This window comes from Duganella sp. Leaf126 (genome assembly GCF_001423125.1).
GTDB lineage: Bacteria > Pseudomonadota > Gammaproteobacteria > Burkholderiales > Burkholderiaceae_D > Rugamonas.
In genome coordinates, this window is sequence record NZ_LMNW01000003.1 from 214,749 (window position 1) to 236,680 (window position 21,932).

The 21,932-nt window shown below is 64.6% G+C and carries 21 protein-coding genes and 2 tRNA genes; 13 read left to right on the forward strand and 10 right to left on the reverse strand.

Annotated elements, in window-relative coordinates; genetic code table 11:
- Position 1: 1 nt before the first annotated feature.
- The 4 genes from glmM to ASF61_RS22575 all read left to right on the forward strand — a co-directional run bounded on the left by glmM (position 2) and on the right by ASF61_RS22575 (position 2,400).
- Positions 2-1,357, forward strand: a complete 1,356-nt coding sequence (glmM, locus tag ASF61_RS05245) for a phosphoglucosamine mutase (RefSeq protein ID WP_056152017.1) — start codon at positions 2-4, stop codon at positions 1,355-1,357.
- Between the two features lie 90 nt (positions 1,358-1,447).
- Positions 1,448-1,524: transfer RNA gene (locus ASF61_RS05250), tRNA-Pro, on the forward strand.
- Positions 1,525-1,594: 70 nt separating this feature from the next.
- A tRNA-Arg gene (locus tag ASF61_RS05255) sits at positions 1,595-1,671 on the forward strand.
- A 315-nt stretch (positions 1,672-1,986) separates the two neighbouring features.
- Positions 1,987-2,400 (forward strand): VOC family protein, encoded by a 414-nt coding sequence (locus ASF61_RS22575; protein ID WP_082491215.1) that lies wholly within the window; start codon positions 1,987-1,989, stop codon positions 2,398-2,400.
- Between the two features lie 88 nt (positions 2,401-2,488).
- Here the strand turns inward: ASF61_RS22575 and ASF61_RS22580 are convergent, their stop codons facing one another.
- The 3 genes from ASF61_RS22580 to ASF61_RS05265 all read right to left on the reverse strand — a co-directional run bounded on the left by ASF61_RS22580 (position 2,489) and on the right by ASF61_RS05265 (position 4,337).
- Positions 2,489-2,965 (reverse strand): RES family NAD+ phosphorylase, encoded by a 477-nt coding sequence (locus ASF61_RS22580; protein WP_082491216.1) that lies wholly within the window; start codon positions 2,963-2,965, stop codon positions 2,489-2,491.
- 213 nt (positions 2,966-3,178) lie between these two features.
- Positions 3,179-3,715 (reverse strand): hypothetical protein, encoded by a 537-nt coding sequence (locus ASF61_RS05260; protein WP_056152020.1) that lies wholly within the window; start codon positions 3,713-3,715, stop codon positions 3,179-3,181.
- A gap of 133 nt (positions 3,716-3,848) precedes the next feature.
- Positions 3,849-4,337, reverse strand: coding sequence for an isochorismatase family protein (locus ASF61_RS05265; RefSeq protein WP_229205720.1), 489 nt, complete (start codon positions 4,335-4,337; stop codon positions 3,849-3,851).
- Between the two features lie 78 nt (positions 4,338-4,415).
- Here ASF61_RS05265 and ASF61_RS05270 point away from each other — a divergent pair, with 78 nt between their 5' ends.
- Entirely contained in the window at positions 4,416-4,922 is a 507-nt protein-coding gene (locus tag ASF61_RS05270; protein WP_056152023.1) for an FKBP-type peptidyl-prolyl cis-trans isomerase, read from the forward strand.
- Between the two features lie 66 nt (positions 4,923-4,988).
- Here the strand turns inward: ASF61_RS05270 and ASF61_RS05275 are convergent, their stop codons facing one another.
- Positions 4,989-6,635: a methyl-accepting chemotaxis protein gene (locus ASF61_RS05275; protein ID WP_056152026.1), complete on the reverse strand. Its 1,647-nt coding sequence runs from the start codon at positions 6,633-6,635 to the stop codon at positions 4,989-4,991.
- A gap of 308 nt (positions 6,636-6,943) precedes the next feature.
- The gene (locus tag ASF61_RS05280) at positions 6,944-8,896 is read right to left on the reverse strand and encodes a CocE/NonD family hydrolase (protein ID WP_056152029.1); all 1,953 of its coding nucleotides are present in this window, start codon (positions 8,894-8,896) and stop codon (positions 6,944-6,946) included.
- 345 nt (positions 8,897-9,241) lie between these two features.
- Here ASF61_RS05280 and ASF61_RS05285 point away from each other — a divergent pair, with 345 nt between their 5' ends.
- The gene (locus tag ASF61_RS05285) at positions 9,242-9,832 is read left to right on the forward strand and encodes an FxDxF family PEP-CTERM protein (RefSeq protein WP_056152032.1); all 591 of its coding nucleotides are present in this window, start codon (positions 9,242-9,244) and stop codon (positions 9,830-9,832) included.
- Between the two features lie 158 nt (positions 9,833-9,990).
- On the forward strand, positions 9,991-10,614 hold the full coding sequence (locus ASF61_RS05290) for a flavin reductase family protein (RefSeq protein WP_056152037.1): 624 nt from the start codon (positions 9,991-9,993) through the stop codon (positions 10,612-10,614).
- A gap of 26 nt (positions 10,615-10,640) precedes the next feature.
- Here the strand turns inward: ASF61_RS05290 and ASF61_RS05295 are convergent, their stop codons facing one another.
- Positions 10,641-11,726 (reverse strand): type II asparaginase, encoded by a 1,086-nt coding sequence (locus ASF61_RS05295; RefSeq protein WP_056152040.1) that lies wholly within the window; start codon positions 11,724-11,726, stop codon positions 10,641-10,643.
- A gap of 169 nt (positions 11,727-11,895) precedes the next feature.
- Here ASF61_RS05295 and ASF61_RS05300 point away from each other — a divergent pair, with 169 nt between their 5' ends.
- The gene (locus tag ASF61_RS05300) at positions 11,896-12,255 is read left to right on the forward strand and encodes a hypothetical protein (protein ID WP_056152042.1); all 360 of its coding nucleotides are present in this window, start codon (positions 11,896-11,898) and stop codon (positions 12,253-12,255) included.
- A 40-nt stretch (positions 12,256-12,295) separates the two neighbouring features.
- Here ASF61_RS05300 and ASF61_RS05305 read toward each other — a convergent pair whose 3' ends face one another.
- From ASF61_RS05305 to ASF61_RS05320, 4 genes are all read right to left on the reverse strand, one after another.
- Entirely contained in the window at positions 12,296-13,441 is a 1,146-nt protein-coding gene (locus ASF61_RS05305; protein ID WP_229205721.1) for a patatin-like phospholipase family protein, read from the reverse strand.
- A gap of 41 nt (positions 13,442-13,482) precedes the next feature.
- Positions 13,483-15,696, reverse strand: coding sequence for a TonB-dependent siderophore receptor (locus tag ASF61_RS05310; protein ID WP_056152047.1), 2,214 nt, complete (start codon positions 15,694-15,696; stop codon positions 13,483-13,485).
- A 92-nt stretch (positions 15,697-15,788) separates the two neighbouring features.
- Complete coding sequence (locus tag ASF61_RS05315; RefSeq protein ID WP_056152050.1) at positions 15,789-17,960, reverse strand: M23/M56 family metallopeptidase; 2,172 nt, start codon at positions 17,958-17,960, stop codon at positions 15,789-15,791.
- Positions 17,957-18,346 (reverse strand): BlaI/MecI/CopY family transcriptional regulator, encoded by a 390-nt coding sequence (locus ASF61_RS05320; protein WP_200919802.1) that lies wholly within the window; start codon positions 18,344-18,346, stop codon positions 17,957-17,959. Before ASF61_RS05320 ends, ASF61_RS05315 begins: the two co-directional genes overlap by 4 nt.
- A gap of 234 nt (positions 18,347-18,580) precedes the next feature.
- On the opposite strand from ASF61_RS05320, the gene ASF61_RS05325 reads away from it, so the two are divergent.
- The 5 genes from ASF61_RS05325 to ASF61_RS05340 all read left to right on the forward strand — a co-directional run bounded on the left by ASF61_RS05325 (position 18,581) and on the right by ASF61_RS05340 (position 21,920).
- The gene (locus tag ASF61_RS05325; RefSeq protein ID WP_056152054.1) at positions 18,581-19,198 is read left to right on the forward strand and encodes a hemolysin III family protein; all 618 of its coding nucleotides are present in this window, start codon (positions 18,581-18,583) and stop codon (positions 19,196-19,198) included.
- 36 nt (positions 19,199-19,234) lie between these two features.
- Positions 19,235-20,116 carry a LysR substrate-binding domain-containing protein gene (locus ASF61_RS05330; RefSeq protein ID WP_056152246.1) on the forward strand — a complete coding sequence of 294 codons (882 nt, stop codon included), beginning with the start codon at positions 19,235-19,237 and terminating at the stop codon, positions 20,114-20,116.
- Between the two features lie 331 nt (positions 20,117-20,447).
- Complete coding sequence (locus tag ASF61_RS23695; protein ID WP_200919803.1) at positions 20,448-20,624, forward strand: hypothetical protein; 177 nt, start codon at positions 20,448-20,450, stop codon at positions 20,622-20,624.
- Between the two features lie 151 nt (positions 20,625-20,775).
- Positions 20,776-21,153: a LiaI-LiaF-like domain-containing protein gene (locus ASF61_RS05335; RefSeq protein ID WP_056152057.1), complete on the forward strand. Its 378-nt coding sequence runs from the start codon at positions 20,776-20,778 to the stop codon at positions 21,151-21,153.
- Positions 21,150-21,920, forward strand: coding sequence for a LiaI-LiaF-like domain-containing protein (locus ASF61_RS05340; protein WP_056152060.1), 771 nt, complete (start codon positions 21,150-21,152; stop codon positions 21,918-21,920). Before ASF61_RS05335 ends, ASF61_RS05340 begins: the two co-directional genes overlap by 4 nt.
- The last annotated feature ends 12 nt before the right edge of the window (positions 21,921-21,932 follow it).

Below are 21,932 nucleotides of genomic sequence, written 5' to 3' on the forward strand. Positions count from 1 at the left end.
CATGGCACGACAATATTTCGGCACCGATGGTATCCGCGGCCTGGTGGGCGTTTCGCCCATCACGCCCGACTTCGTGCTGCGCCTGGGCTACGCTGCCGGCAAGGTGTTGGCTGGTGCCGACTGCGGTACGGGCGGCAAGCGCCCCACCGTGTTGATCGGCAAGGACACGCGCATTTCCGGCTACATGCTCGAAGCAGCGCTGGAAGCCGGCCTGGCTGCTGCCGGCGTGGACGTAATGCTGGCCGGCCCGATGCCGACGCCGGCCATCGCCTACCTGACGCGCGCGCTGCGCCTGTCGGCCGGCGTCGTGATTTCGGCGTCGCACAACCCGTTCCAGGACAATGGCATCAAGTTCTTCTCGGACCAGGGTACCAAGCTGCCCGATGCGGTCGAACTGGAGATCGAAGCCGCGCTCGCGCATCCGATGGAATGCGTGGCGCCCGAGAAACTGGGTCGCGCCAAGCGTCTCGATGACGCCCAGGGCCGCTACATCGAATTTTGCAAGAGCACCTTCCCTAACGAACTCGACCTGCGTGGTCTGAAGGTGGTGGTCGATTGCGCCCATGGCGCTGCCTACAATATCGCCCCGCACGTGTTCCACGAGCTTGGCGCCGAAGTGATTGCCATCGGTAACAAGCCGGACGGCTTCAACATCAACAAGGACCACGGCGCCACCGCGCCGGACGCGATGGCTGCCGCCGTGCGCGCCCACGGCGCCGACCTTGGCATCGCCCTCGACGGCGACGCCGACCGCCTGATCATGTGCGACGCCAATGGCCGCCTCTACAACGGCGACCAGTTGCTGTACCTGATGGTGACCGACCGCCTGGCCACCGGCCCGGTCGCCGGTGCGGTCGGCACCTTGATGACCAATATGGCGGTGGAGGTGGCGATCAAGCAGAAGGGCGTCGGTTTCGCGCGCGCCAAGGTGGGCGACCGCTACGTGCTTGAAGTGATGCAGGAAAAGGGCTGGCTGCTCGGCGGCGAAGGCTCGGGCCACCTGCTGTGCATCGACAAGCACACGACCGGCGACGGCATCATCTCGGCGCTGCAGGTGCTGTCTGCGCTCAAGCGCGCCGGCCGCTCGCTGGAAGAGGCGACGGCCGACCTGGTGCTGTTCCCGCAAACCCTGATCAATGTGCGCGTGGCGCCCGGCTTCGACTGGACCCAGAATGCCGCCATGGTAGCCGAGAAAGAGCAGGTCGAACGGGAGCTGGGCGACACCGGCCGCGTCCTGATCCGCGCCTCCGGCACCGAGCCCCTGATCCGCGTGATGGTGGAAGCGCGCAGTGCCGACGACGCGAAGTCGATGGCGCAGCGCATCGCCGACAAGATCGACGTCAAGCTGGCGGCATAACGGCTGCTCGCATTGCGCGTGCTTCAAGATTGCAAGATACTTCGGGGCGTCCATTGACGGCGGCGCCCCGGCCGATTAGAATGCTGTCTTCGGAGTGTAGCGCAGCCCGGTAGCGCACCTGGTTTGGGACCAGGGGGTCCAAGGTTCGAATCCTTGTACTCCGACCAAAAACACTAAACGGGTTGTCTTAGACAACCCGTTTTTCATTTCTGCGGCGAATTCTCGCTGCGATAAAAGCTGCCCATAGCTCAGTTGGATAGAGCATCAGCCTTCTAAGCTGAGGGTCGCAGGTTCGATTCCTGCTGGGCAGGCCAAAAAATCAACGATTTATTTGACTGTTTCTCTGGGCCGCGTTCTGCACGGCACAGTCCTCGGTGTAGTTCCCGCCGAGCGCGTTCGCCAGCTTGTATTGTCATCGGAAAGAGTCGCGTGCTATATTGCGCGTGCTGCTTTTGCAGTCGTAAGCGTTTACGTCAACCAACGCCTTGTGAATCACGCCCATTGAACGATGGGGAGCGTGTCCGAGGCTTGCGTTCGACTGTCATCTGCACTCGGTTGCGCTGGTCGCGGCAACTCGCTCCCATTCATCGTACACAGGCATGCTTCCTTCATTCTTCTGGAGCAATGCAATGTTTACCCTCAATCGAACGATGAAATTTAACCACATCAGTTTTCCTTCAAGCGATGTGGACGCAACCGCCGCATTTTTTGTGAATTATCTCGGCTGTACCGTTTCCGCCTTTGGGCCGTCGCGTATCGTCAAGCGTCACGATTTTGACATCGTTATCGATGGAAGTACTGGCTGCAACGCGGTGTCATGGCCTCAGAATTTCCATATCGGATTCGAAGTGCCAAGCGTGAATGATGTGACTGCATTATTCGCGCAAGTGCAAGCTGGCGGCGGAGAATGTGCCACCGGTGTTCTCCGGCACGTACGGGGATCACGCTTTTTCTGTGTCATTCCCGGGGGCGTGCAGGTTGAGATCAATACGCGGGAAGACGCAGCTGAAGCATTCCGCACGTCGTTCAAACCTTTAGCGTAATTCTCGACACTTGAAAATGGGCGTGCCCGCACGCCCAGCAGGTTCGATGTGAGGTAGCCGCGAACAATGCATTTATTAAACGAGTCGGCTAAGTCTCATCAACGAGATGGACTTGCGGTGCACCATCGAGATTCCACGAAAACAAAACCAGATGCCACAAGCCCGGTGCTTTTCTCGACGGATCAATCAAGCCATTTGCTCCGCATGCTACGAGACGATCACGAACTTCCCACGACCGTGGGGCGGCCCCTCTTGCTGCAAGCTCCTGCCACGGCGCGATGGCATCGGCAATGCTGAGGCCGATTTCTGCCAATGCTGACGAATTGCGTAGATCGACAATTCTCTTTGCCACGACATGAACACTGACGATCTCTAACGTAGGACTGCGGTCCCCCTTATGAGCTTGCATCGCCGCGTCTACGCCCTCGCGCGACGAGCTCAAATAAAGTGTAGCTTGTGTGCTACGAGAATAGCGCCCCGCGTTACGGGAGCCGGACAACGCATGCGCGCGGTAGTCAGGGTCGATCGCGCGAAAGAAAATACCGTCAACTTCCGTAAAAATCATCTCAAAGCGTCCGTGCTGAAAATTCAAATATGCCGTAACCCCAAGCACTCTTGCTCAGATGAAGAGCGCCCAAACCGAGGAGTTTATCTTATCGGCGTACGCGAAACCTACAATGTCGCCGTCGATTTCCGCCAGCCAGCCGCGCGCCAGCAATTCGAGGTGGTCTTCGTACATTTGCCGATTCATAAGCGCCGGTATGGCAGTGACGCTGGTTTATGGCGTCACAGGTCTGGGCCGTTGGTATTGCGCCAGGCGCTTCGCCGATGGATCGTATTCGATCTCGGCGGCGGGGACGGTGAAGGTGGCCCAGCATCGGGTCGGGGCGGCGCACAGCATCTGGATGATGGCGTCCTTGTGGACCCATCGTGCGGTGCGGCCATCGTCGGCAACGGGCGCGCCGAAGCGGGCCGAGATCGACTGCAAGATGGTCTCGCGCTCGGTACCGTCGGCCAGCACCTTGATACGGGTGACGGTCAGATCTTTTTTGACCGCCAGTTCGTACCAGCCGCGTGCCGCCCACAGCGGACGCGCTTCCGGGTCCGGCAGGTGCACGCTGCCCCAGCGCCCGCCCACGTCATCGGCGCGCGGGCTGCTGCGCCAGCAGATTTGTTCGGCTTTGTCGTTGTTGAGCGGACAGATGCCGGGCGAATAATTGAGCTTGCCATTGAACGGGATGCCCAGCACTTGCGTCGGTGCGGCCGCGGCAGCGAGGGGCAGGGCAGTTATCAGCAGGGCTAAGACGGTTTTCATGGCGTTCGTTCTGAAGTAGGGGTCTTCAAGCCGGCGCAACGACCGGTTAGCAGGCAATTCTACGTGGCTTCAGGTTTGCCAAAAGCTGCCCGAGCAGCGGAAATCCCGTTCTGATCGGTCGATTGACCGCCTTTTACGGCGGCGTCAGCATCTGCCGCGCATACCGCAGTCCGATACCGTTGCCGCCGCCGTTTTTCTCGACCACGGCCCTCGCGGCGTCGTAGCTGTCGCGGCGGGTCCAGTCGCGTTGCAGTTCGAGCAGCACCTGCAGCCAGCTGGTCGGCTGCGCGCCTTGGGCTGTCATGCGCTGCAGGGCAAGGTGGTGGCCGGCGTCGGTCAGGCCGCCGCAGGCGTCGCCGACCACGTAGCAGTCGTGACCCGCTGCGAGGGCGCTCAGCACGGCAAAGCTGATGCATGCCTCGGTCAGCATGCCCGAAAAAATCAGTTTCCTGCGCCCGGTGGCGACGATCGCTGCTTGCACGGCCGGGTCTTTCCACGAATTCATGTTGCGCCGCTCTCGTAGCGGATGGTCGGGGATCCGGGCTTGCAGGTCGGGCAGCAGGGGGCCGCTGTCCACCTTGCTGGCAGAAGTGCTGGCGACGATCGGCAACGAGAACGCCATGGCTGCCGGTTTCCGATTGGCAGATGGCGCGCCGCGCTGTATGCTGCGGCGGCTGACAACCATCCCGAAAGATCATCCATGAAACTGCTGTCCTCCGCCGTCCTCGGCCTGACCCTCACCCTGTCTCTCACTGCCTGTAACAAGGACAAGCCCGCGCCTGCGGCCGACGCGCCCGCAGCGACGGCAAGCGCACCGGCGCCGGCAACTCCGGCTGCCGATGCGCCAGCCGCGGCGCCGGACGCCATCACTGCACTGCAAAAAATCGATACCGTGGTTGGTACCGGCAAGGAAGCGGTCGCCGGCGTGACGGCGGTGGTCAACTACACCGGCTGGCTGTACGTGCCGTCGGCGCCGTCCAAGCATGGCGAACAGTTCGACTCGTCGGTCGGCCGCGAGCCGTTCAGTTTCCAGCTCGGCGGTGGACAGGTCATCAAGGGGTGGGACGAGGGCGTACAAGGCATGAAGGTGGGCGGCAAGCGCACCCTGATCGTTCCGGCCAGCTATGGCTACGGCGAGCGCGGCGTCGGTCCGATTCCGCCGAACTCGAACCTGATTTTCGAGGTCGAACTGCTCGACGTGAAATGAGGTCGGGCCACCGCGACCGAATGCGGTGGCCACAGCGCTGCCATTCCTGAGCGCTGCCAGTAGATCTTATGACGCGCGGGGCAACAGGCGCTGGCGGCCGGCCGCAACTGCTGCCGGCGCGCCCTGGTGCTCGCCCGCGCGCGCGGTCTTGAATACGCCCACCGCGTTGTTGAGCAGCGCGGCCTGGTCTTGCAAGGTATCGACGGTGCCCAGCGCTTCCTCGACCAGCGCCGCATTCTGCTGCGTGACCTGGTCCATGCGCGCGATGGCGCGGTCGACTTCCTCGATGCCGGCGCGCTGCTCGGCGCTGGCGCTGGCAATCGATTCCACCACGTCGGACACGCGTTTGACGCTGTGCACGATGTCCTGCATGGTGCTGCCCGCGTGTTCGGCCAGCGTGGTGCCGGCATGCACCCGCTCCACCGATTCGTCGATCAGGGCCTTCACTTCGCGCGCGGCGGTGGAGCTGCGCTGGGCCAGGTTGCGTACTTCGGTGGCCACGACCGCAAAGCCGCGTCCCTGTTCGCCGGCCCGGGCCGCTTCGACGGCCGCGTTCAGGGCCAGGATATTGGTCTGGAAGGCGATGCCGTCGATGACGCTGATGATTTCCTCGATCTTGCGCGACGAGGCGTCGATCGCGTTCATGGTCTGCACCACCTGGCCGACGATCTCGCCGCCCTTGCTGGCAACGCCCGAGGCTTCGTGGGCAAGCTGGTTGGCGTCGCGCGCGCTGTCGGCATTCTGCTTGACGGTGCCGGTCAGCTCTTTCATGGCAGATGCCGTTTCTCTCAGCGAACTGGCCTGGTCTTCGGTGCGGCTGGACAGGTCCTGGTTGCCGGCCGAGATCTGGCTGCCGATGCTGGTGACGGCATGGGCCGCGCCGTGTACCTCGGTGACGGTGGCGCGCAGGTTGCTGCTCATCTTGACCAGCACCGCCATGATGCTGTCGGTGTCGCCGTCGCGCAGGCTGACCTGGTGATACAGCTCGCCGCGATCGACCGCATTGGCCAGCGCCTTGACCTGGGCCGGCTCGGCGCCGAGGGCGCGCAGCAGGTGCTGCGAAATGCGCCACGCCACCAGGGCGCCGATCGCCACCGCGATCGCGACTGCCAGCAGGGCCAGCGACTGGAAGTCGTGGGCGCCATCGCGCGCCAGCGCCGATTCGGCCTCGGTCATTTTCTGTTCCTGGTCGATGAAACCGTTGATGCTGGCCAGCCAGTCGATGAACGCCGGCTTGGCCTGGCGCAGCAGCAGCTCGCGCGCGTCGTCGATCTGGCCCGCGCGGCGCAGGGCGATGATCTGCTTGACCAGCGGCGTGGTGCGCGCCTCGTTCTGCTTGATCTTGTCGAGCCAGGCGCGCTCCTCGGCAATGACTTTGCCCTCGGCGCGTCCCAGCAGCTCGTCCATCGGCCGCGCCGATTGCTGGTAATCGCCGTCGAGCTTATCGATCAGGGCCACCACGGCCGCCACGTCGGCGTCGGGCACCAGGGTCACATCGCGCACGGCAATCGCGCGGTCGTGCACGCTGCCACGGAAGTTGATCGCGTAGCGCTGCTTGACGTTGTTGACCGCGCTGATGTGCTGCAGGCTGCTGTCGATGGCGTTGACTTTGACAACGCTGAGGGCGGTGAGTGCCAGCATCATCGCCAGAACGACGCCGAAGCCGAGGCGCAGGCGGGCGGCAACGCCGAAACCTTGAGGGGGATGTTCCATGGATTTCCTTGAATGATGACGACAATGGACTGCCGCCATCATATTTCCAAAATCCAATTCTGTTAAGTTGAAAAGTTAAATAACTTCAATAGTGATTTACGAAATGCAATTATTTCGTTGCCACTTCGCTGCATTTACCGGAAGTTGCTGCTTGGTGTAACGGGCAATAGCGGGCATTTGCAGTCCGCTCGAGCGTGGCGACCTGATCTGACGCTGTCTTCTCGCTCGGCATGGCGAACCGCCGCGTCGTGTGCCGGTTTGGGCATTCCCGAGGCGGAGAAGTTCACCATGCCGACTGCAGCGACTATTTAATGCGGCGCCGGCATCACCTGTACTTCGATGCCCGAGAACATCGACGGTGCGTGGTACACGCGCTGGGTCGCTTTTTTGAAATCCTCGGGTTTGGCGGTGGGAATATCGACAAAGGTCTGCGGGTTCAGGTCCACCAGCGGGAACCACGAGCTCTGGATCTGCACCATGATGCGGTGGCCGCGGCGGAAAGTGTGGTTGATGTCGGCCATGCTGTAGTTGACCGCTTCCACCTTGCCTGGCACGAACGGCTCCGGTTGCTCGAAGCTGTGACGGAACTTGCCGCGCAGCGGGTCGCCGCGGACCAGCTGCTGATAGCCGGCCATCGGGATGGCCGGCTTGGCCACGTCGGTGCGCGGGCTGTCGGGCTTGTCTGCCGACGGATAGTCGTCGGGATAGACGTCGATCAGTTTTACGACCCAGTCGGCATCGGTGCCGGTGGTGGACACGAACAGGCGCGGCTTGACCGGGCCGCTCAGGGTCACGTCCTGCTCGAGCGGCTCGCTGCGGTAGGTCAGCACGTCGGTGCGGGTCGCGGCGAAGCGCTGGTCGCCCACCATGTATTCCTTGGGCACGCCGATGGTCGGATATCCGGTGTACGGCACCGGCTTGCGCGGGTCGGCCACGTATTCATCATAGCCGTCGCCGCTGCCGGCTGGTTGTTGCCAGCCCAGTGTGCCGTTGGCGCCCAGGTACAGCGTGCGCGGCTGCGCCTGTCTGGGCGGCCAGGCCGCATACTCGCGCCAGACATTGCTGCCGGTTTCGAAGACATGGACTTCCGCCTGCCTGGGGTTGGCCACGCCTTTCAGGTGCTGTTCGAAGAACGGGAACTCGATGTTTTTGCGGAAGTATTCGCCGGTCTTGGCGCCGAACTGCACGCTGCCCAGGCTCTGACCGTCGTAGCGGCGCCAGCCGCCATGCGACCATGGTCCCATCACCAGCCCGCTATAAATGGACGGGTTGTTGCGCTTGATCGCGTGGTAGGTCGTCAGCGGTCCCTGCAAGTCTTCGGCGTCGTACCAGCCGCCCACGGTCAGCACGGCGGCCTTGATGTTTTTCAGGTGTGCGGCAATGTTGCGGCTTTTCCAGAAATCGTTATAGGTGCTGTTGGCGATGGTCGGCATCAGCAGGGCGCGCTGGGCGGCTGTCATGGTGTTGGTGATGTCGGACAGCGTCAGGTGGGACAGGAAGAACTGGTAGCCGTCCGAGGTGCCGTAATCGAAGCTGTTCCAGGATTTGGGCAGCGGGCTCGGATTTTGCGCTTCCACGAAAGCGGCGTAGAAGTCGAAGTTGGCCGCCAGCATGAAGGCGCCGCCATGGTAGGAGTCATCGTTCATGTACAGGTCGGTCACCGGCGCCTGTGGCGACGCGGCCTTGATGGCCGGGTGCGAATCGATGATGCTGGCCGAGGTATAAAAGCCCGGGTAGGAAATGCCGAGGATGCCGACCTTGCCGTTGTTGTTGGGAACATTCTTCAGCAGCCACTCGACCGTGTCGTACATGTCCTCGCTTTCGTTGCCTTCTCCCTTGGCGCGGTGAGGATTCACGTGGGGCGTTGCTTCCTGCCACTTGCCCTCGGACATGTAGCGGCCGCGCACGTCCTGCTGCACGAAGATATAGCCGCTGCGCTGGAATTCCGGCGACGGGCCCAGTCGCGCCGGGTAGAAATCGACGCCATAGTGCAGTTCGTCGTCGGACTGCACGCCGGCGCTGTACGGCGTGCGTTCCATCAGGAACGGGTAGCGGCGGCTGGCGTCCTTGGGCACATACACGGCCGTGAACAGGCGGGTGCCGTCGCGCATCGGGATGCGGTATTCGTACTTGGTGTACTGCGCGCGCACGCTGGCGGCGCCGGACATGGCGGGCGCGTCGTCAGCATGGGTGAATGGCGCGGTGAGGCTGGCCACGCCAAGGACAATGGCGCAGGCGAGGGGACGGAGGCGGAGGGTCATGGCATTCCTGTGGTGGATCGGCAAACTTGCATAGTCGTACTTAGTTTACTGCAGTGGATAACTTTCGCTGCGATAAATTTGCGCAGGCATGCTTTTCCCTTTCTAAACAATGGTTTGGCAAACGCCGTTCGTGCTTGTTAACAGCCTTATCCACAGAAAGTGTTAACAAGATGCGAAAACGACAGTTGCTCCTTTCCTAAGTAATTCTTAATAAACAGCCCGGTTATGTTATCTACCGCACAGTTGGCTTTTGCACAAAAATGTATGCTTTATGTTATCGAATGAATGCATTCGGTAAGGGTCATTGCCAACAAGGCAAATTTACTAAAATACGGAAAAAACCAAATGAAAATCAAACAAGTACTGTTCGCTTCCCTGATCGCTGGCGCATCGCTGGTCGCCTCGTCTGCCTACGCAGCACAAGTTGGTAAAACCGTCTCCATCAATCTGGAAGCGGATGGCGAAGGCGGCTTCAACGCCTACTTCGGTAACACCTTCTACAAGGCTGATCAAAACAATACCTTCAGCGACAAATTCATGTTCAACCTGGGTACCGGCTTCGACTCGACCTCGTCGCTGACCTCGAGCTACCTGAAATCGGCGACCACCAAGGATCTGGTCATCACCAGCTACAACCTGGTCAAATACGATCCAACCACCAACAATGTGCTGACCACCTACACCGGTATCAACACCCTGGGCAACGGCCTGAACGCCAAAGACGCATGGGAAATCACCACCATGGGTCTGACCGCTGGTTCGTACTACTTCCAGGTAGGCGGTCTGGTCAACGGTAACGGCGGCGGTTCGTACGCTTCCGACCTGAACATCGCCGTGGCACCAGTGCCAGAAGCAGAAACCTACGCCATGATGGTTGCCGGCCTGGGCCTGTTGGGCGTGGTTGCACGTCGTCGCAAGGCTGCCAAGCAAGCCTAAGCTTCGCTGCACCTGACTTTCCGCGGGGCGGACGCGCAAGCGTCCGCCCCGCGATCGTTTACGGGCATGACGCGTGTTACGTGCGCGCGCGCGGCCCGACCAGGGCCCTGTGCCACAATGAACCCCCGGCGCCGCTGGCGCCTTCTACCCGGAGCATCATGGACGACCGTCATTTCTACCAGCCAGCGCAGGGCCACGGCCTGCCGCACGATCCGTTCAACGCCATCGTCGGTCCGCGCCCGATCGGCTGGATCTCGTCGCACTCGGCCGCCGGGGTGCTGAACCTGGCGCCCTACAGTTTTTTCAATGCCTTCAATTACACGCCGCCGCTGATCGGCTTTGCCAGCATCGGCCGCAAGGACACGCTGCGCAACATCGAGGAAACCGGAGAATTCGTCTGGAACCTGGCCACGCGCCCGCTGGCCGAAGCGATGAACGCCAGCTGCGCACCGGCGCCGCCCGAGGTGAACGAGTTCGACCTGGCCGGCCTGGCCACGGCGCCGTCACGCATCGTCGGCGTGCCGCGCGTGGCGGCCAGCCCGGTCTCGTTCGAATGCAAATGCAGCCAGATCATCCGGCTGCAGGGCGCCTCGGGGGACGTCACCGATACCTGGCTGGTAATGGGCGAGGTGGTGGGGGTGCACATCGCGCGTGCGCTGCTGCGCGATGGCGTGTACGACACGGCCGCCTCGCAGACCATCCTGCGCGCGGGTGGCCCGGCCGACTACTTCGAGATCAGTGCCGACACCCTGTTCCGGATGCGGCGGCCCGATTACCCTTAAAGTCCCCTTGATCTGTCGGTGCCCGATCAGTAGGTGTAGAACATCTGCTGGATCGCGCGGGTATCGCTGGTGCGGGTCAGGGCCAGCATCAGCAGGATCCGCGCCTTTTGCGGATTGAGCGTGTCGGCCGCGACGAAATCGAGCTCGTCGTCGTTGGCTTCGCCGTTGCGCGCCAGGATGCCCTGACCCACGCGGCTGGCGCGCACGATCACCACGCCCTGCTTGCGTGCGGCCACCAGCGCCGGCTTGACGGTTGCCGCCAGGCTGCCGTCACCGACGCCGGCGTGGATGATGCCCTTGGCGCCAGCCGCCACCAGCGCGTTCAGCGCCACCGGACCGACGTTGGCGTAACCATAGACGATATCGACCTGCGGCAGGGCCGTCAGCTGGCTGACATCGAATTCGGTATCGGCCGTGTGCTTGCGGGTGGACGCCCGGTAGAAATACGGCTTGTTGCCCTGGATGTAGCCGAGCAGCCCCAGTTCCGGGGTCTTGAAGCTGTCCGGGGTCGAGGTGTTGGTCTTGGTGACATCGCGCGCGCTATGGATCTGGTCGTTCAACGCCACCAGCACGCCTTTGCCGACCGCGTCCTTGCTGGCAGCGAGCAGCACCGCGTTGTACAGGTTGATCGGACCGTCAGCCGACAGTGCCGTGCCAGGGCGCATCGCGCCCACCAGCACCACCGGCTTCTTGCTGTGCACGGTCAGGTCGAGGAAGTAGGCCGTTTCTTCCAGCGTATCGGTACCGTGGGTGATGACGATGCCATCGACATCGGGCTGGGCCAGCAGCGCGTTGACGCGCTTGGCCAGCGTCAGCCAATGGGCGTTGGTCATGTTCTCGCTGGCGATCTGGAACACCTGCTCGCCCTTGACCTCGGCCACTTTCGACAGCTCCGGCACCGCCTTGATCAGGGTATCGACCCCTACCGTGGCGGCCGTGTAGCCGACCGTCGTGGTGGAGCTGGCGCCGCTGCCGGCGATGGTGCCGCCGGTCGCCAGGATGGTCACATGGGCCAGTTTTTCTGCAGCCCCGGCATAGCCGCCAAGCAACATCGTGCAGGCCAGCAGGGCGTTTATGGTGCGTACCAGACGGTCAGGAAGAGGATGTGACATGCGGTCGGTCTCCAGTTGCAGTGTTATAAAGCTGGTCAGTCTAACAAAATCGCCCGCTGTCAACAATGCGCAGGGGTCGAGCGTTAAGTCGGGTACCGGGCAACGAGGAGAGGCGCAGACCGTATCGGTAGATTAAAATCGGTCCAGGGCACAGAAGATGAATAAGCACATGAATTTTTCACACACCTTGCGCTGGCAAGGCGCCGGCCTGCTGGCGCTGGCCGCATTGCTGGCCACGACCGGTTGCGGCGAAAGCAAGGCCCAGAAAAGGCAGCAGGAAGCCAGCGCCGTGATCGCCATGGGCGAAAAATACGTCAGGGAGAAGGTCCGCGAGCCGAACGCCGCGCAGTTCCGCAACCAGTTCATCGGCAAAGGCGGCGCGCCGTGCGGCGAAGTCAACGCCAAGGATGCGTTTGGCGCCTACCTCGGTTACCAGCGCTATATTTCGGTGGCGCGCGAACTGACCATGCTGGCGCAGGATATGCCGCCGGCCGAATTCGAGGAGTCGTGGCGCGAAATGTGCCGCTAGGCGCCGGGCGCATGATCGCTGCGCGCCCGCAGGTCCGCTGTCAGCCGTCAGGATAGCGGCGGCTGTGGCGCGTGGCGCGGCGCACGTCGGGATGGCGGCCGACCGGGTGGGCCAGCGCCTCCCTGGCGCGATCGTAGCCGTATTGCCACTGGTCGCGCACGTGCTGCACGAAGATCTCGTACGTGGGCGGCATCGCCAGTTCGATGCGGTTGCGGCTCCAGTGCAGCTTTTGCTGCAACTGCTGGCGCGCCAGCACCTTCGAGATGTCGGAGGAATCGATGCGCAGGTCGGCCAGCCAGGTATTGGCGTAACGCAGGCGCGCATTGCCGTTCAGCCCCAGCACCGCGCGCCAGGCCGGAATCGAAAACACCTGGTCGAACGCCTCCTTGAACTCCATGATCACTTGCGTGCCGAGCGTGCGCGCGATTTCGACCGGGAACAGGTCGAGTACCCCGCCGATGTATTCCGCGCCCCGGTACTGGCGGCAGCGGAAATAGATCATGTCCGCAATCGAGATGCGCGCCGCTTCGGTGATCGGCACGCTGCTGTCGATCAGCAGTTCGGGCGCGACCGCGTGCTCGCCCCAGCGCGGGTCGGCCAGCGGCGACGCCATGCCGCGCAGCGCGGCAGCGGCGCGCTCCCCGCAAAACACGGTTTCGGCGAACAGCTTGCGCTGGCCGCGCGGGCAGCCCACCTCGTGCGCCTCGAACAGCAGCTTGCCGCCGATGATGGCCACGTCCACCTCCGGCGTGCCGCTGGCGGCAGGGAAGGGCAGTTGCGAGGGTATGTCGAACAGGAAGTCGCCGAACAGGTCCGGTATCAGCGGCGCCGGGGCCGATGACAGCTTGCGCCGCGCCGCCCGTGCCAGTGTGGCCAGCAGCGCCGCGTGGCGGGTGGACCTGAGACCGCACCAGAAATCGTACATGGCGCGCGACGACAGCCAGTCGCGCTGCGCCTGCGGCGCCGGCAGGTGGTGGATGATGGCGGCAGCAATCGCCCCGCCGCAGCTGGCGACGATCACGTCGGGCGCCTTGCCCGCCTCGCGCAGCGCGGCGTACATGCCGATGTAGATGCCGAAGCGGAAACCGCCGCCGCCCATGATCATGCAGCGCCGGTACGGTGGGGCGGAGGATGCGGCGCGCGTGGAGGACGGAGACGGGACGGGGGCAGTCGGTGCTGTGGTCATGGGCCCACCTTACCACAGCAGCGCCGCCCGCGCGGCCTCGGTCAGAACTGGTGTTCGAGCATGATGCGCACGGCTGCGCTGGTCGGCGTGACGGTGTCGCGCCGGCGCGTGCTGGCGCCGGCGCCGTCCGCGTCGCGGAACTGCTGCCAGTTGCGCTCGCGCTGGTGCAGCAGGTTGCTGGCCGACAGGCGCAACTGGGTCCTGGCGTCGAGCTTGCGCAGCGCATACAGGTCCAGCTTGCGGCCGGGCGAGTTGCCCAGCCAGAGCTGTGTCGATTGCCGGGCGGCGACGCCGCCCTGGTAATGGAAGTCGCCGCCCACCGTCCATGCGCTGCCGGGCAGCGTGTAGTCCGCGCCCAGATTGGCGGTGACGGGCACCTGTTCTTCCAGCGTGTTGCCGGGGCCGGGTACGCGCGCCACGCGCGACCAGTTGCGCGCCAGGTTGGCGCGCAGGTCCACCGCCGGCGCCGTGGCCCGGTTCAGCAGGCGGCGCAGCGGCAGCTTCGCTTCGAGCTCGATGCCGTGCACGCTGGCGTTGCCGTTGTTGAACGGCGCCGTGATCCACACGCCGGCTTCTTCGAACAGGCGGGTCTGCGTGACATCGCGGATACGGCGCCAATACAGATTCACGCTGACCAGCGCGCCGTTACCGAGATAGTGCTCGTAGGCCGCGTCCAGGCCCCAGGCCAGTTCGGGGCGCAGCTGCGGGTTGCCCTGCTCGTCGGGATTGGTGGGGTTGTTGTTATTGTCGATGGTGTACCGGCGCGGCACCAGCTTGGCCAGCGGCGGCGCCTTGTAGGTGCGCGCCAGCGCTATGCGCAGCACGTCCTTGTCCGGCAGCGCATAGCGCGCCTGCAGCGAGGGGCTCCACACGGCCGAGCGGACGTCGAGCGCATCGGCGGACGTGGGGGCGCCAGCGAGCGCGCGGCTGGTCGTTTGCAGCCGCTCGTGGCGCAAACCCGCGTACAGCGAAAACTGTTTCGAGATTTCCCACTCGTCCTGCGCGAACAGCGCCAGGCGTTTGACGATGGCGCTGTAGTCGGCGTTGCTGGCGCCGGTCTGCACGCCGGCGCCATCGAAGATGGTTTCGATGCGGTCTTCGTCGCGCCGCGCGCGGCTGGCGTCCCAGCCGATAGCGAGCGCGTGGTGCGCGCCGACCGGGTGGCGCCAGGTGCCGGTGAAGGTGACGGCGGTTTCGGCGGGGCCGGCGTCGACATGGCGGTGCACGCCCGGCATGCCCTCGGCGTCCATGCCGTAAAAGTCATAGCCGGTGTCGCGACGGTTGCTGCTGGCGCCCAGCCTGGTTTCGAGCTGGTCGCCGCTGGCGAAGCCGTGGTTCCACTCCAGGTCGCTGCGCAGCATGGCGATGCGGGCGCGATAGTCCGACACGAAGCGCGGGAACTCGCTGGCGTCGCCCACCAGCGTTTGCTCGTCGGCGCGGTTGCCGATCGCAAGGCGGCGCAGGTTGGCGAAACCTTGCCAGGTCACGGTGTCGCGCTTGCCCAGGGTCCAGCTCGCGCGTGGCGCCAGGGTCAGCTTGTCGTCGCGGGTGGACTTCGGTTGCAGCGTGTGGCGCCGCACGATGGTGGCGCCGCTGTCGTCGGTCAGTATTTCGTCGTCGGTATTGGGCTGTTCCGTGCGCTGGCGCGATACGGTGGCGGCCAGGCTGTACTGGCCGTGCAGCGGGCTGCTGTCTGCCGCGGTCGAAAACTGTGTGCTGAGTGAGGGGGACGTTGCGCCGCCCTGGCGGGTGGCGCTGGCGGTGATGGTGCGCTGGCCGCGCGGCGCAGCCTTTTTCAGCACGATATTGATGCTGCCGGCCACCGCCTGGTTGCTCGATGCCGCCGTGGCGCTGCGCAGGATTTCCACCCGCTCGATCATGTCGGGCGCCACCGTATCGAGCGAAAAGCCGGCCGGCACCGGCTCACCGTTGAGCATGATCTGGGTATAGCCTTGGCCCAGTCCGCGCATGCTGATCTCGCCGCCCTGGCCGGAAGCGCCGCCGACGCTGATGCCGGGCAGGCGCTTGAGGGCGTCGGCCAGGGTCTGGTCGCCCTGGCGCACCAGATCCGCGTGCGGGTAGATGATGGCGGTGGTGGTTTCGCGCTGGCGCAGGTCGGCGCGGGTGCCGGCGACTTCCACCTGCTGCAGCTGCTGCTCTGCGGCGGGCGTCGTGGTTGCCGTGGTGGCGGTGGCTTCGGCGGGTACTGCCGGCGCTGCCAGCAGCATGCCGGCGGCGAAAAGGGATAGCGACATGACGGGTCCTGTGATGGGGTGGACAAAACGCGGGCAAAAGGGGGCCTCGGCCACCGCTGACGGTGGCCGATTGCAGTCAATCTGAAGCGGGATCAGTAGCCCAGCTGCTGCCGCCGCACGGTCAGTGCATGCCGCGTGGCGTAGCGGTCGAGGCCTGGGAGCACGCTGGCCGGATCGAAAGCCTGGCCGTGCCGGCGCAACTGGAAGTGCAGGTGCGGTCCGGTGCTAAAGCCGGTCACGCCGACCGTGCCGATCACCTGGCCGGCCACCACCTGGTCTCCGGGCCGCACCGTCGTGGTGGCGAGGTGGGCGTACAGCGCTTCGGTGGCGGCACGTTCCGGGCCATCGTGCGCTCCACGGCTGACCACCATCACGGCGGTGCCGTAACGGCCATTGTTTTCCGTGCGCGGACCGGCTGCCAGCACGGTCCCGGCAGCTGCCGCCCGCACCGGCGTGCCGACCGGCGCCGGCAGGTCCAGGCCTATGCTCGGACGCGGCGAGACGCTGCGCATCACCCCGAAAAAGCCGGAGACGCGCATCTTGTCGAGCGGATGGCGCCATGCGATGGCGGACACGTCGCCCACCTGGCGCGGCGCCGTGGCAGCATTGGTCGATGTCCCCGACGCGATGGCTGTTGCGTGGGTTGAACCCACAGCCGCTCCAGCGGCCGTTGCGCCGTTAATTCCTGCGGTCGCCTTAGCGGCCGCTGCGCCGGCGAATCCCACAGTCGCTTCGTCGGCCGCGCCACCGGCTGTTGTTCCAGCTAGGCTCGCAGCCATGCCATCGATCGCCACGCCGGATCGCGCAGCCGCCTCGTCGACTGCGCCGCCGGCCGTTGCGCCAGCTAAGTTGGCAGCCCGGCCATCGGATGCTGTGCCAGTCAGTCCCGCGGTGGCCTCGCCGATCACTTCATCGGCTTCTTCGCCAGACGACACGGCCGCTGCCTCGACCGCCAGTGCCGGTCGCAGCAGCGTGGTCCCGGTCAGTGCGACGATCAGCAACGCCGTCACCGCCCAGGCGCCGGCGGCCGGCAGCCGGGCAGCATCGGCGTGGCGCAGGTGGGCGATGCGCGCGCTGGCGGTATGGGCGTCGGCGGTGCCAAAGGCGAGGGCGGTCGCTGGCGGTGCGATCAGCTGCGCCCGCCATTGGGCCAGCAGCGCGCCGGCATACTGCTTGCGCTGCCGGGCAGGACGGCCGGCCAGCACGCGGCGGTCGCACGCCAGTTCTACCGCCCAGGCCAGGCGCGCACCGAGCCGGCGCGGTGCGGGATTGAACCACAACAGCGTCTGCACCAGCGCGGACAGGCCCAGCACCCATGGGTCGCGGGCGCGCCAGTGCTGCAATTCGTGGGCGATGACCAGTTGTTGCTCGATCACGGGGAAGCCGCGCAAGTGGCGTGGCAGCAGCAGCACCGGCCGCCAGACGCCGACCAGCATCGGTGATACCGCCGCGTCGGTTTCCATCACCACTAGCCGGTGCCGGGCGATCGCGGACAACTGGTGCGCATCGAAGCCGCCGTGCGCGCCGAGCGCGCGCCGGTCCAGCTGCTGCGCGCCGTCCAGCACCGCGCGCCACAGCTGCCAGGCGCGCCGCAGCCGGGACAGCGCAATAGCGAGACCTGCAAAGTAGATCATGGCCCAGGCCAGCGGCACCCAGGCCAGCCAGGCCTTTGCAGCAGAGACCTGTGTGGCAGCAGCCAGCGGGGCGACGGTGGCGATGTTTGCCGTACCAGCATCGACGTGGCTGGTGGCGCCAGTAGTATCAGCTCCAGCGGCGCGGAAGCCGGTTCCAGACCAGGCAATCTCGCCGGGACCGGCGTCTCCATCCGCGCCGCCACCAGCAGCCACACCAGCACCAGCACCAGCACCAGCACCAGCACCAGCACCAGCACCAGCGTCGCGGCTCCCAGGCGTATCGACAAAGGCTGGCTTGCGGTCAGGGGTGACGGCAGGTGCAGCGACAGGCCAGGGCTGCGGCGCCGGGAGCGTGAGCGTGAGGGGTGGCGTCACTCCCGTGATCCCGAGACCCGGCAGGCCAGGCGCCAGCGGCAGCAACGCTACGCCTGCCAGCGCGCCCTGCGCTGCCAGCCACACCAGGCGCTGGCCTTGCAGCGCCGGCCAGGTGCGCGCAGCCAGCTGCAGCACGGTGTGCAGCAGCCATCCCGCCAGCACGCAAGTCATGCAGGCCAGCAGCCATTGCCACAGCAGCAGGTGCGGCATCGGCGGCAGCAGCGGCCATGCTGATGGCAGCGACAGCGCGTTCATGGCTGCTCCGTGTCGTCGTCGGGCCACGCGTTGAGCATCTGCTCGAGGCGGGTCAGCTCCTGCTGGTCCACCAGCTTGCTGCCGGTGAACATCGCCATCGGCAGCGGCGCCTCCAGCTCCATCACGCGCCGGCCAAAGTCACGGGCGAACGCTGCCAGCGTCTCCACCTTGTCGAGGCGGGGGCGGTACACATTGACGCCGTGCACGACCTCCAGCGCGATGAACTGCTTGTCGAGCATGCGGTCCAGCGTCTTGCGGGTGGACGAGAACGACCATGCCAGTTCGTCGGCAGCGGCATCGTGGACTTCGCGGGCGCTCAGCGGTTGCTGCTTCCACAGCGTCTTGAGCAGGGTCAGTTCGCTGACTGACGGAATGGGATTGGGCATGACGCTTCCTGTAATGCGACGAGTTGAGTGATTGTGCGACACTTGTCGCATTTTCGTCAATCACTAATTTTGATGGATGTAACATTGCTTTGAATAAATTCTTTATGTGCTACCATTGCCATCATTAAGTTTTTGCCAAGTTGTGCGCCGGGCACGCTGCCGGCGATGCGCTTACAATGGCCCGCTGTGGCAAGGCCATCCGGTGCCGGGCTGCATTCATTGCACTGGGGCCTTATGTATTACGGAGAGCGCTTCAACAGCATCACCCACACAGTCGGCGCGGCACTGGCGGCCGCTGGCGGCATTGTCCTGATCGTACTGGGCGCGCGCAGCGGTGATCCCTGGAAGGTGGTCAGCTTCAGCATCTTTGCCGCCACCCTGTTCGGCTTGTATCTGGTCTCGACGCTGTATCACAGCTTGCGCGGCCGGGCCAAGGACGTGCTGCGGCAGATGGATTACTGCGCCATCTACCTGCTGATCGCCGGCACCTACACGCCGTTTACGCTGGTCAGCCTGCGCGGACCATGGGGCTGGTCGCTGTTCGGCGTGGTATGGGGGCTGGCGCTGGTTGGCATCGCGCAGGAGTTGCTGTATGCCAAAGGCAAACGCATCCTGTCGCTGGTGATTTACGTGGCGATGGGCTGGGTCGGCGTGATCGGTGCCAGTCCGCTGATCGCGGCCCTGGGCCGCGACGGTTTCCTGTGGATTGCCGCCGGCGGCGTGGTGTACACGGTGGGCATCGGCTTCTTTGTCACCGACCACAAATGGCGGTACGGCCACGGCGTCTGGCACTTGTTCGTACTCGGTGGCAGCGCCTGTCACTTCGCCGCCGTGTTGTTGTACGTCGCATGAAGGATTGCTAACGCAGAGCAGGCAGGGTTGAAGCAAGTGGATATTAATTCGGACGATCTGAAAACCTTTACCACCGTGATCGACAGCGGCTCCCTGAGCGCCGCCTCGGTCCACCTGGGCCAGACCACGTCGGGCGTCAGCCGCGCCTTGTCGCGGCTCGAAGACAAGCTGGCCACCTCGCTGATCACCCGCACCACGCGGCGCATGGAACTGACCGAGGAAGGGCAGCTGTTCCTCGAACGCGCGCGCGCCATCCTGGGCGCGATGGAAGAAGCCGAGGAGACCATCCGCATCCGCCGCCAGCAGCCGACCGGGCGCCTGTGCGTGGACGCCGCCTCGCCGTTCATGCTCCATTGCATCGTGCCGCACGTGGCGCAGTTTCGCGCCCTGTACCCGGCGATCCGGCTCGAATTGAGCAGCAACGACCAGATCACCGACCTGGTCGAGCACCGCACCGATATCGCCATCCGCATCGGCGCGCTGACCGATTCGACCCTGCATGCGCGGACGCTGTCGGCCAGTCCCCTGTACGTGCTGGCCAGCCCCGACTACCTGGCCCGTCACGGCACGCCGCGCACGCCGCTGGACTTGGGCGGCCATGCACTGCTCGGCTTTGCCCAGTACGACCAAGGTAACAACTGGCCGCTGCAACATGCGGGCGGCAACAGCCTGGCCATCGCACCGTCGCTGACCGCTTCCAGCGGCGAGACCTTGCGCCAGCTGGCGCTGGCAGGGCAGGGCATCGTGTGCCTGGCCGACTACATGACGCGCGCCGACATCGGCGCCGGCCGCCTCGTCAAGGTGCTTGAACACAGCTACACCGGCGACCGCCAGCAGATCCACGCGGTCTATTACCGCAACACGCAGCTGGCGCGGCGCATCGGCTGCTTCCTCGATTTTCTGCAGCAACGGCTGTAAGCGGATAGTGTGAGACTGCGAACAGAGAACCCGGCCACGCTGCGCTATAGTGGCTGCGCGTGCCTGGAGCGCATTCTTGCAAGTGTCGCTCGGCAGCAGGTAAGCCGGTAGCCTCAAGTACCGGCACCAACAATTGGTAGGGGCTCGGCCGACCGGCTGCGCGACCCGCTGCCGCCCCTGCGTTGCTCAGCGTACTTGAGTACGCTTCCGCTACTCGAGACGGCAGCGGGCCGCTCGCTGCGGTCGGCCGATGCCCCCGAGGCGTGCGTTTTTCTTGGCTGTTTTTTATCCTTCTTTGCGCTTTCGTTGCTTATTTTTTGGGAGACTCGGTATGTCGCTCAGTATGCATCCATCGAAGCACCTGGTTCGGGCCTGGCTCGCACGTCGCAAGCGGGAAATGCTGCCGCCGCCGTCGCCCGAGGAAATTCGTCGTCAGCTGGGCTGGGGATTGATGTTGTTCGAGCCTGTGCTGGTGCCTGCCAAGGCCGCATCCCCGCGCCGCCGCTGACCGGCGGCCGCTCTGGACCACCCACCCGCCACCGGCGGCGTGGGTTTTTTTTTGCCGTTCGCCGTGCCATTTCCGCCGTTCGCCGATCCGGGCTTTGCCTGGCGCCGTTTCCCCGGTATCGTGACGGTCATGTCATCACGGGGAGTCGGTCATGAGTGTGGAAACTGTTTATCGCTGGCGCCAGCAGCTGGTCTGGGGCCTTGCCTTGATCGCGGTGGGCGTCATCGTACTGCTCGAGCGTGCGCACATGATCGACCTCGACTTGCGCATAGGCGAGCTATGGCGCTACTGGCCCTGGCTGCTGGTGATCAGCGGCCTCACGCAAATCATCCCGCCCACCACGCCCGCCTACCTGCTCAGCGGCCTGTGGAGCATCTTTTTCGCCGGCTGGTGGTATGTGTCGTTCAACCGCATCTGGGGATGGGGCTTCGGCGATACCTGGCCGGCGCTGATCGTCGCCTGCGGCGTGGGTCTGCTGTTGCGGCCCCTGCTGGAAAATATCTATTACGCCAACAAGGAGCAGAAATGAGCCGTCTCGCCAGAACCAATCCCCGCGGGCAAATGGTGCTCGGTCTGCTGGTGGTCGTGATCGGGCTGCTGTTCCTGATCGATAACCTCGGCTGGATCCATCTCGACCTGCGCCGCATGCTGGTGCCGGGCATCCTGCTCGTGGTCGGCGTGCTGAAACTGACGCAGGCGCGCTCCAACTCCGGCAACGTGATCGGCGTGGTGCTGGTCTGCGTGGGGGCGGTCGGGATCTTGCGCGGCATCGGTTTTCTCGATTTCGACTGGCGCGACATCTGGCCGGTGGTGCTGATCATTGCCGGCATCGGCATCGTCTACCGGGCCAGCATGTACGACAACGTCGGCAGCATCCACCAGGTCGGCAAGCGCGGCGGCGACGACGACAAGGGCGCCTTCGTCTTCCCCGACAACGCCGGCCAGCAGGCGCCCCGCGCTGCTGGCGACGACACCGTCCTCAATTTCGTCTCGGTACTCGGCACGTCCAACCGGCGCGTGGCGACGCAGGATTTTCGCGGCGGTGAAGTGACCGCCATTCTCGGCAGCGCCGATCTCGACCTGCGCCAGGCATCGATCAACGGCGATGCCGTGCTCAATGTATTCTCGCTGGTGGGCGGCATCACGATCAAGGTGCCGGTGGACTGGGCGGTGGTCATGGATGGCACGGCCATCATCGGCGGTTTCGAGGAAAAGACCGCGCAGCCCCACGGCAGCGGCAAGCGCCTGATCGTGCGCGGCTACGCCATCCTGGGCGGGCTCGAAGTGCGCAACTGACGCCGCCGGCCG

What these genes read in the sequence shown, in the direction of transcription:
- ASF61_RS05295 (WP_056152040.1), bottom strand. Translation starts at nt 11,726, where the DNA reads ATGTCACATCCTCTTCCTGACCGTCTGGTACGCACCATAAACGCCCTG.
- ASF61_RS05300 (WP_056152042.1), top strand. Translation starts at nt 11,896, where the DNA reads ATGAATTTTTCACACACCTTGCGCTGGCAAGGCGCCGGCCTGCTGGCG.
- ASF61_RS05290 (WP_056152037.1), top strand. Translation starts at nt 9,991, where the DNA reads ATGGACGACCGTCATTTCTACCAGCCAGCGCAGGGCCACGGCCTGCCG.
- ASF61_RS05305 (WP_229205721.1), bottom strand. Translation starts at nt 13,441, where the DNA reads ATGACCACAGCACCGACTGCCCCCGTCCCGTCTCCGTCCTCCACGCGC.
- ASF61_RS05265 (WP_229205720.1), bottom strand. Translation starts at nt 4,337, where the DNA reads ATGGCGTTCTCGTTGCCGATCGTCGCCAGCACTTCTGCCAGCAAGGTG.
- ASF61_RS05340 (WP_056152060.1), top strand. Translation starts at nt 21,150, where the DNA reads ATGAGCCGTCTCGCCAGAACCAATCCCCGCGGGCAAATGGTGCTCGGT.
- ASF61_RS05335 (WP_056152057.1), top strand. Translation starts at nt 20,776, where the DNA reads ATGAGTGTGGAAACTGTTTATCGCTGGCGCCAGCAGCTGGTCTGGGGC.
- ASF61_RS23695 (WP_200919803.1), top strand. Translation starts at nt 20,448, where the DNA reads ATGTCGCTCAGTATGCATCCATCGAAGCACCTGGTTCGGGCCTGGCTC.
- ASF61_RS05315 (WP_056152050.1), bottom strand. Translation starts at nt 17,960, where the DNA reads ATGAACGCGCTGTCGCTGCCATCAGCATGGCCGCTGCTGCCGCCGATG.
- ASF61_RS22575 (WP_082491215.1), top strand. Translation starts at nt 1,987, where the DNA reads ATGTTTACCCTCAATCGAACGATGAAATTTAACCACATCAGTTTTCCT.
- glmM (WP_056152017.1), top strand. Translation starts at nt 2, where the DNA reads ATGGCACGACAATATTTCGGCACCGATGGTATCCGCGGCCTGGTGGGC.
- ASF61_RS22580 (WP_082491216.1), bottom strand. Translation starts at nt 2,965, where the DNA reads ATGATTTTTACGGAAGTTGACGGTATTTTCTTTCGCGCGATCGACCCT.
- ASF61_RS05285 (WP_056152032.1), top strand. Translation starts at nt 9,242, where the DNA reads ATGAAAATCAAACAAGTACTGTTCGCTTCCCTGATCGCTGGCGCATCG.
- ASF61_RS05320 (WP_200919802.1), bottom strand. Translation starts at nt 18,346, where the DNA reads ATGCCCAATCCCATTCCGTCAGTCAGCGAACTGACCCTGCTCAAGACG.
- ASF61_RS05260 (WP_056152020.1), bottom strand. Translation starts at nt 3,715, where the DNA reads ATGAAAACCGTCTTAGCCCTGCTGATAACTGCCCTGCCCCTCGCTGCC.
- ASF61_RS05325 (WP_056152054.1), top strand. Translation starts at nt 18,581, where the DNA reads ATGTATTACGGAGAGCGCTTCAACAGCATCACCCACACAGTCGGCGCG.
- ASF61_RS05280 (WP_056152029.1), bottom strand. Translation starts at nt 8,896, where the DNA reads ATGACCCTCCGCCTCCGTCCCCTCGCCTGCGCCATTGTCCTTGGCGTG.
- ASF61_RS05310 (WP_056152047.1), bottom strand. Translation starts at nt 15,696, where the DNA reads ATGTCGCTATCCCTTTTCGCCGCCGGCATGCTGCTGGCAGCGCCGGCA.
- ASF61_RS05275 (WP_056152026.1), bottom strand. Translation starts at nt 6,635, where the DNA reads ATGGAACATCCCCCTCAAGGTTTCGGCGTTGCCGCCCGCCTGCGCCTC.
- ASF61_RS05270 (WP_056152023.1), top strand. Translation starts at nt 4,416, where the DNA reads ATGAAACTGCTGTCCTCCGCCGTCCTCGGCCTGACCCTCACCCTGTCT.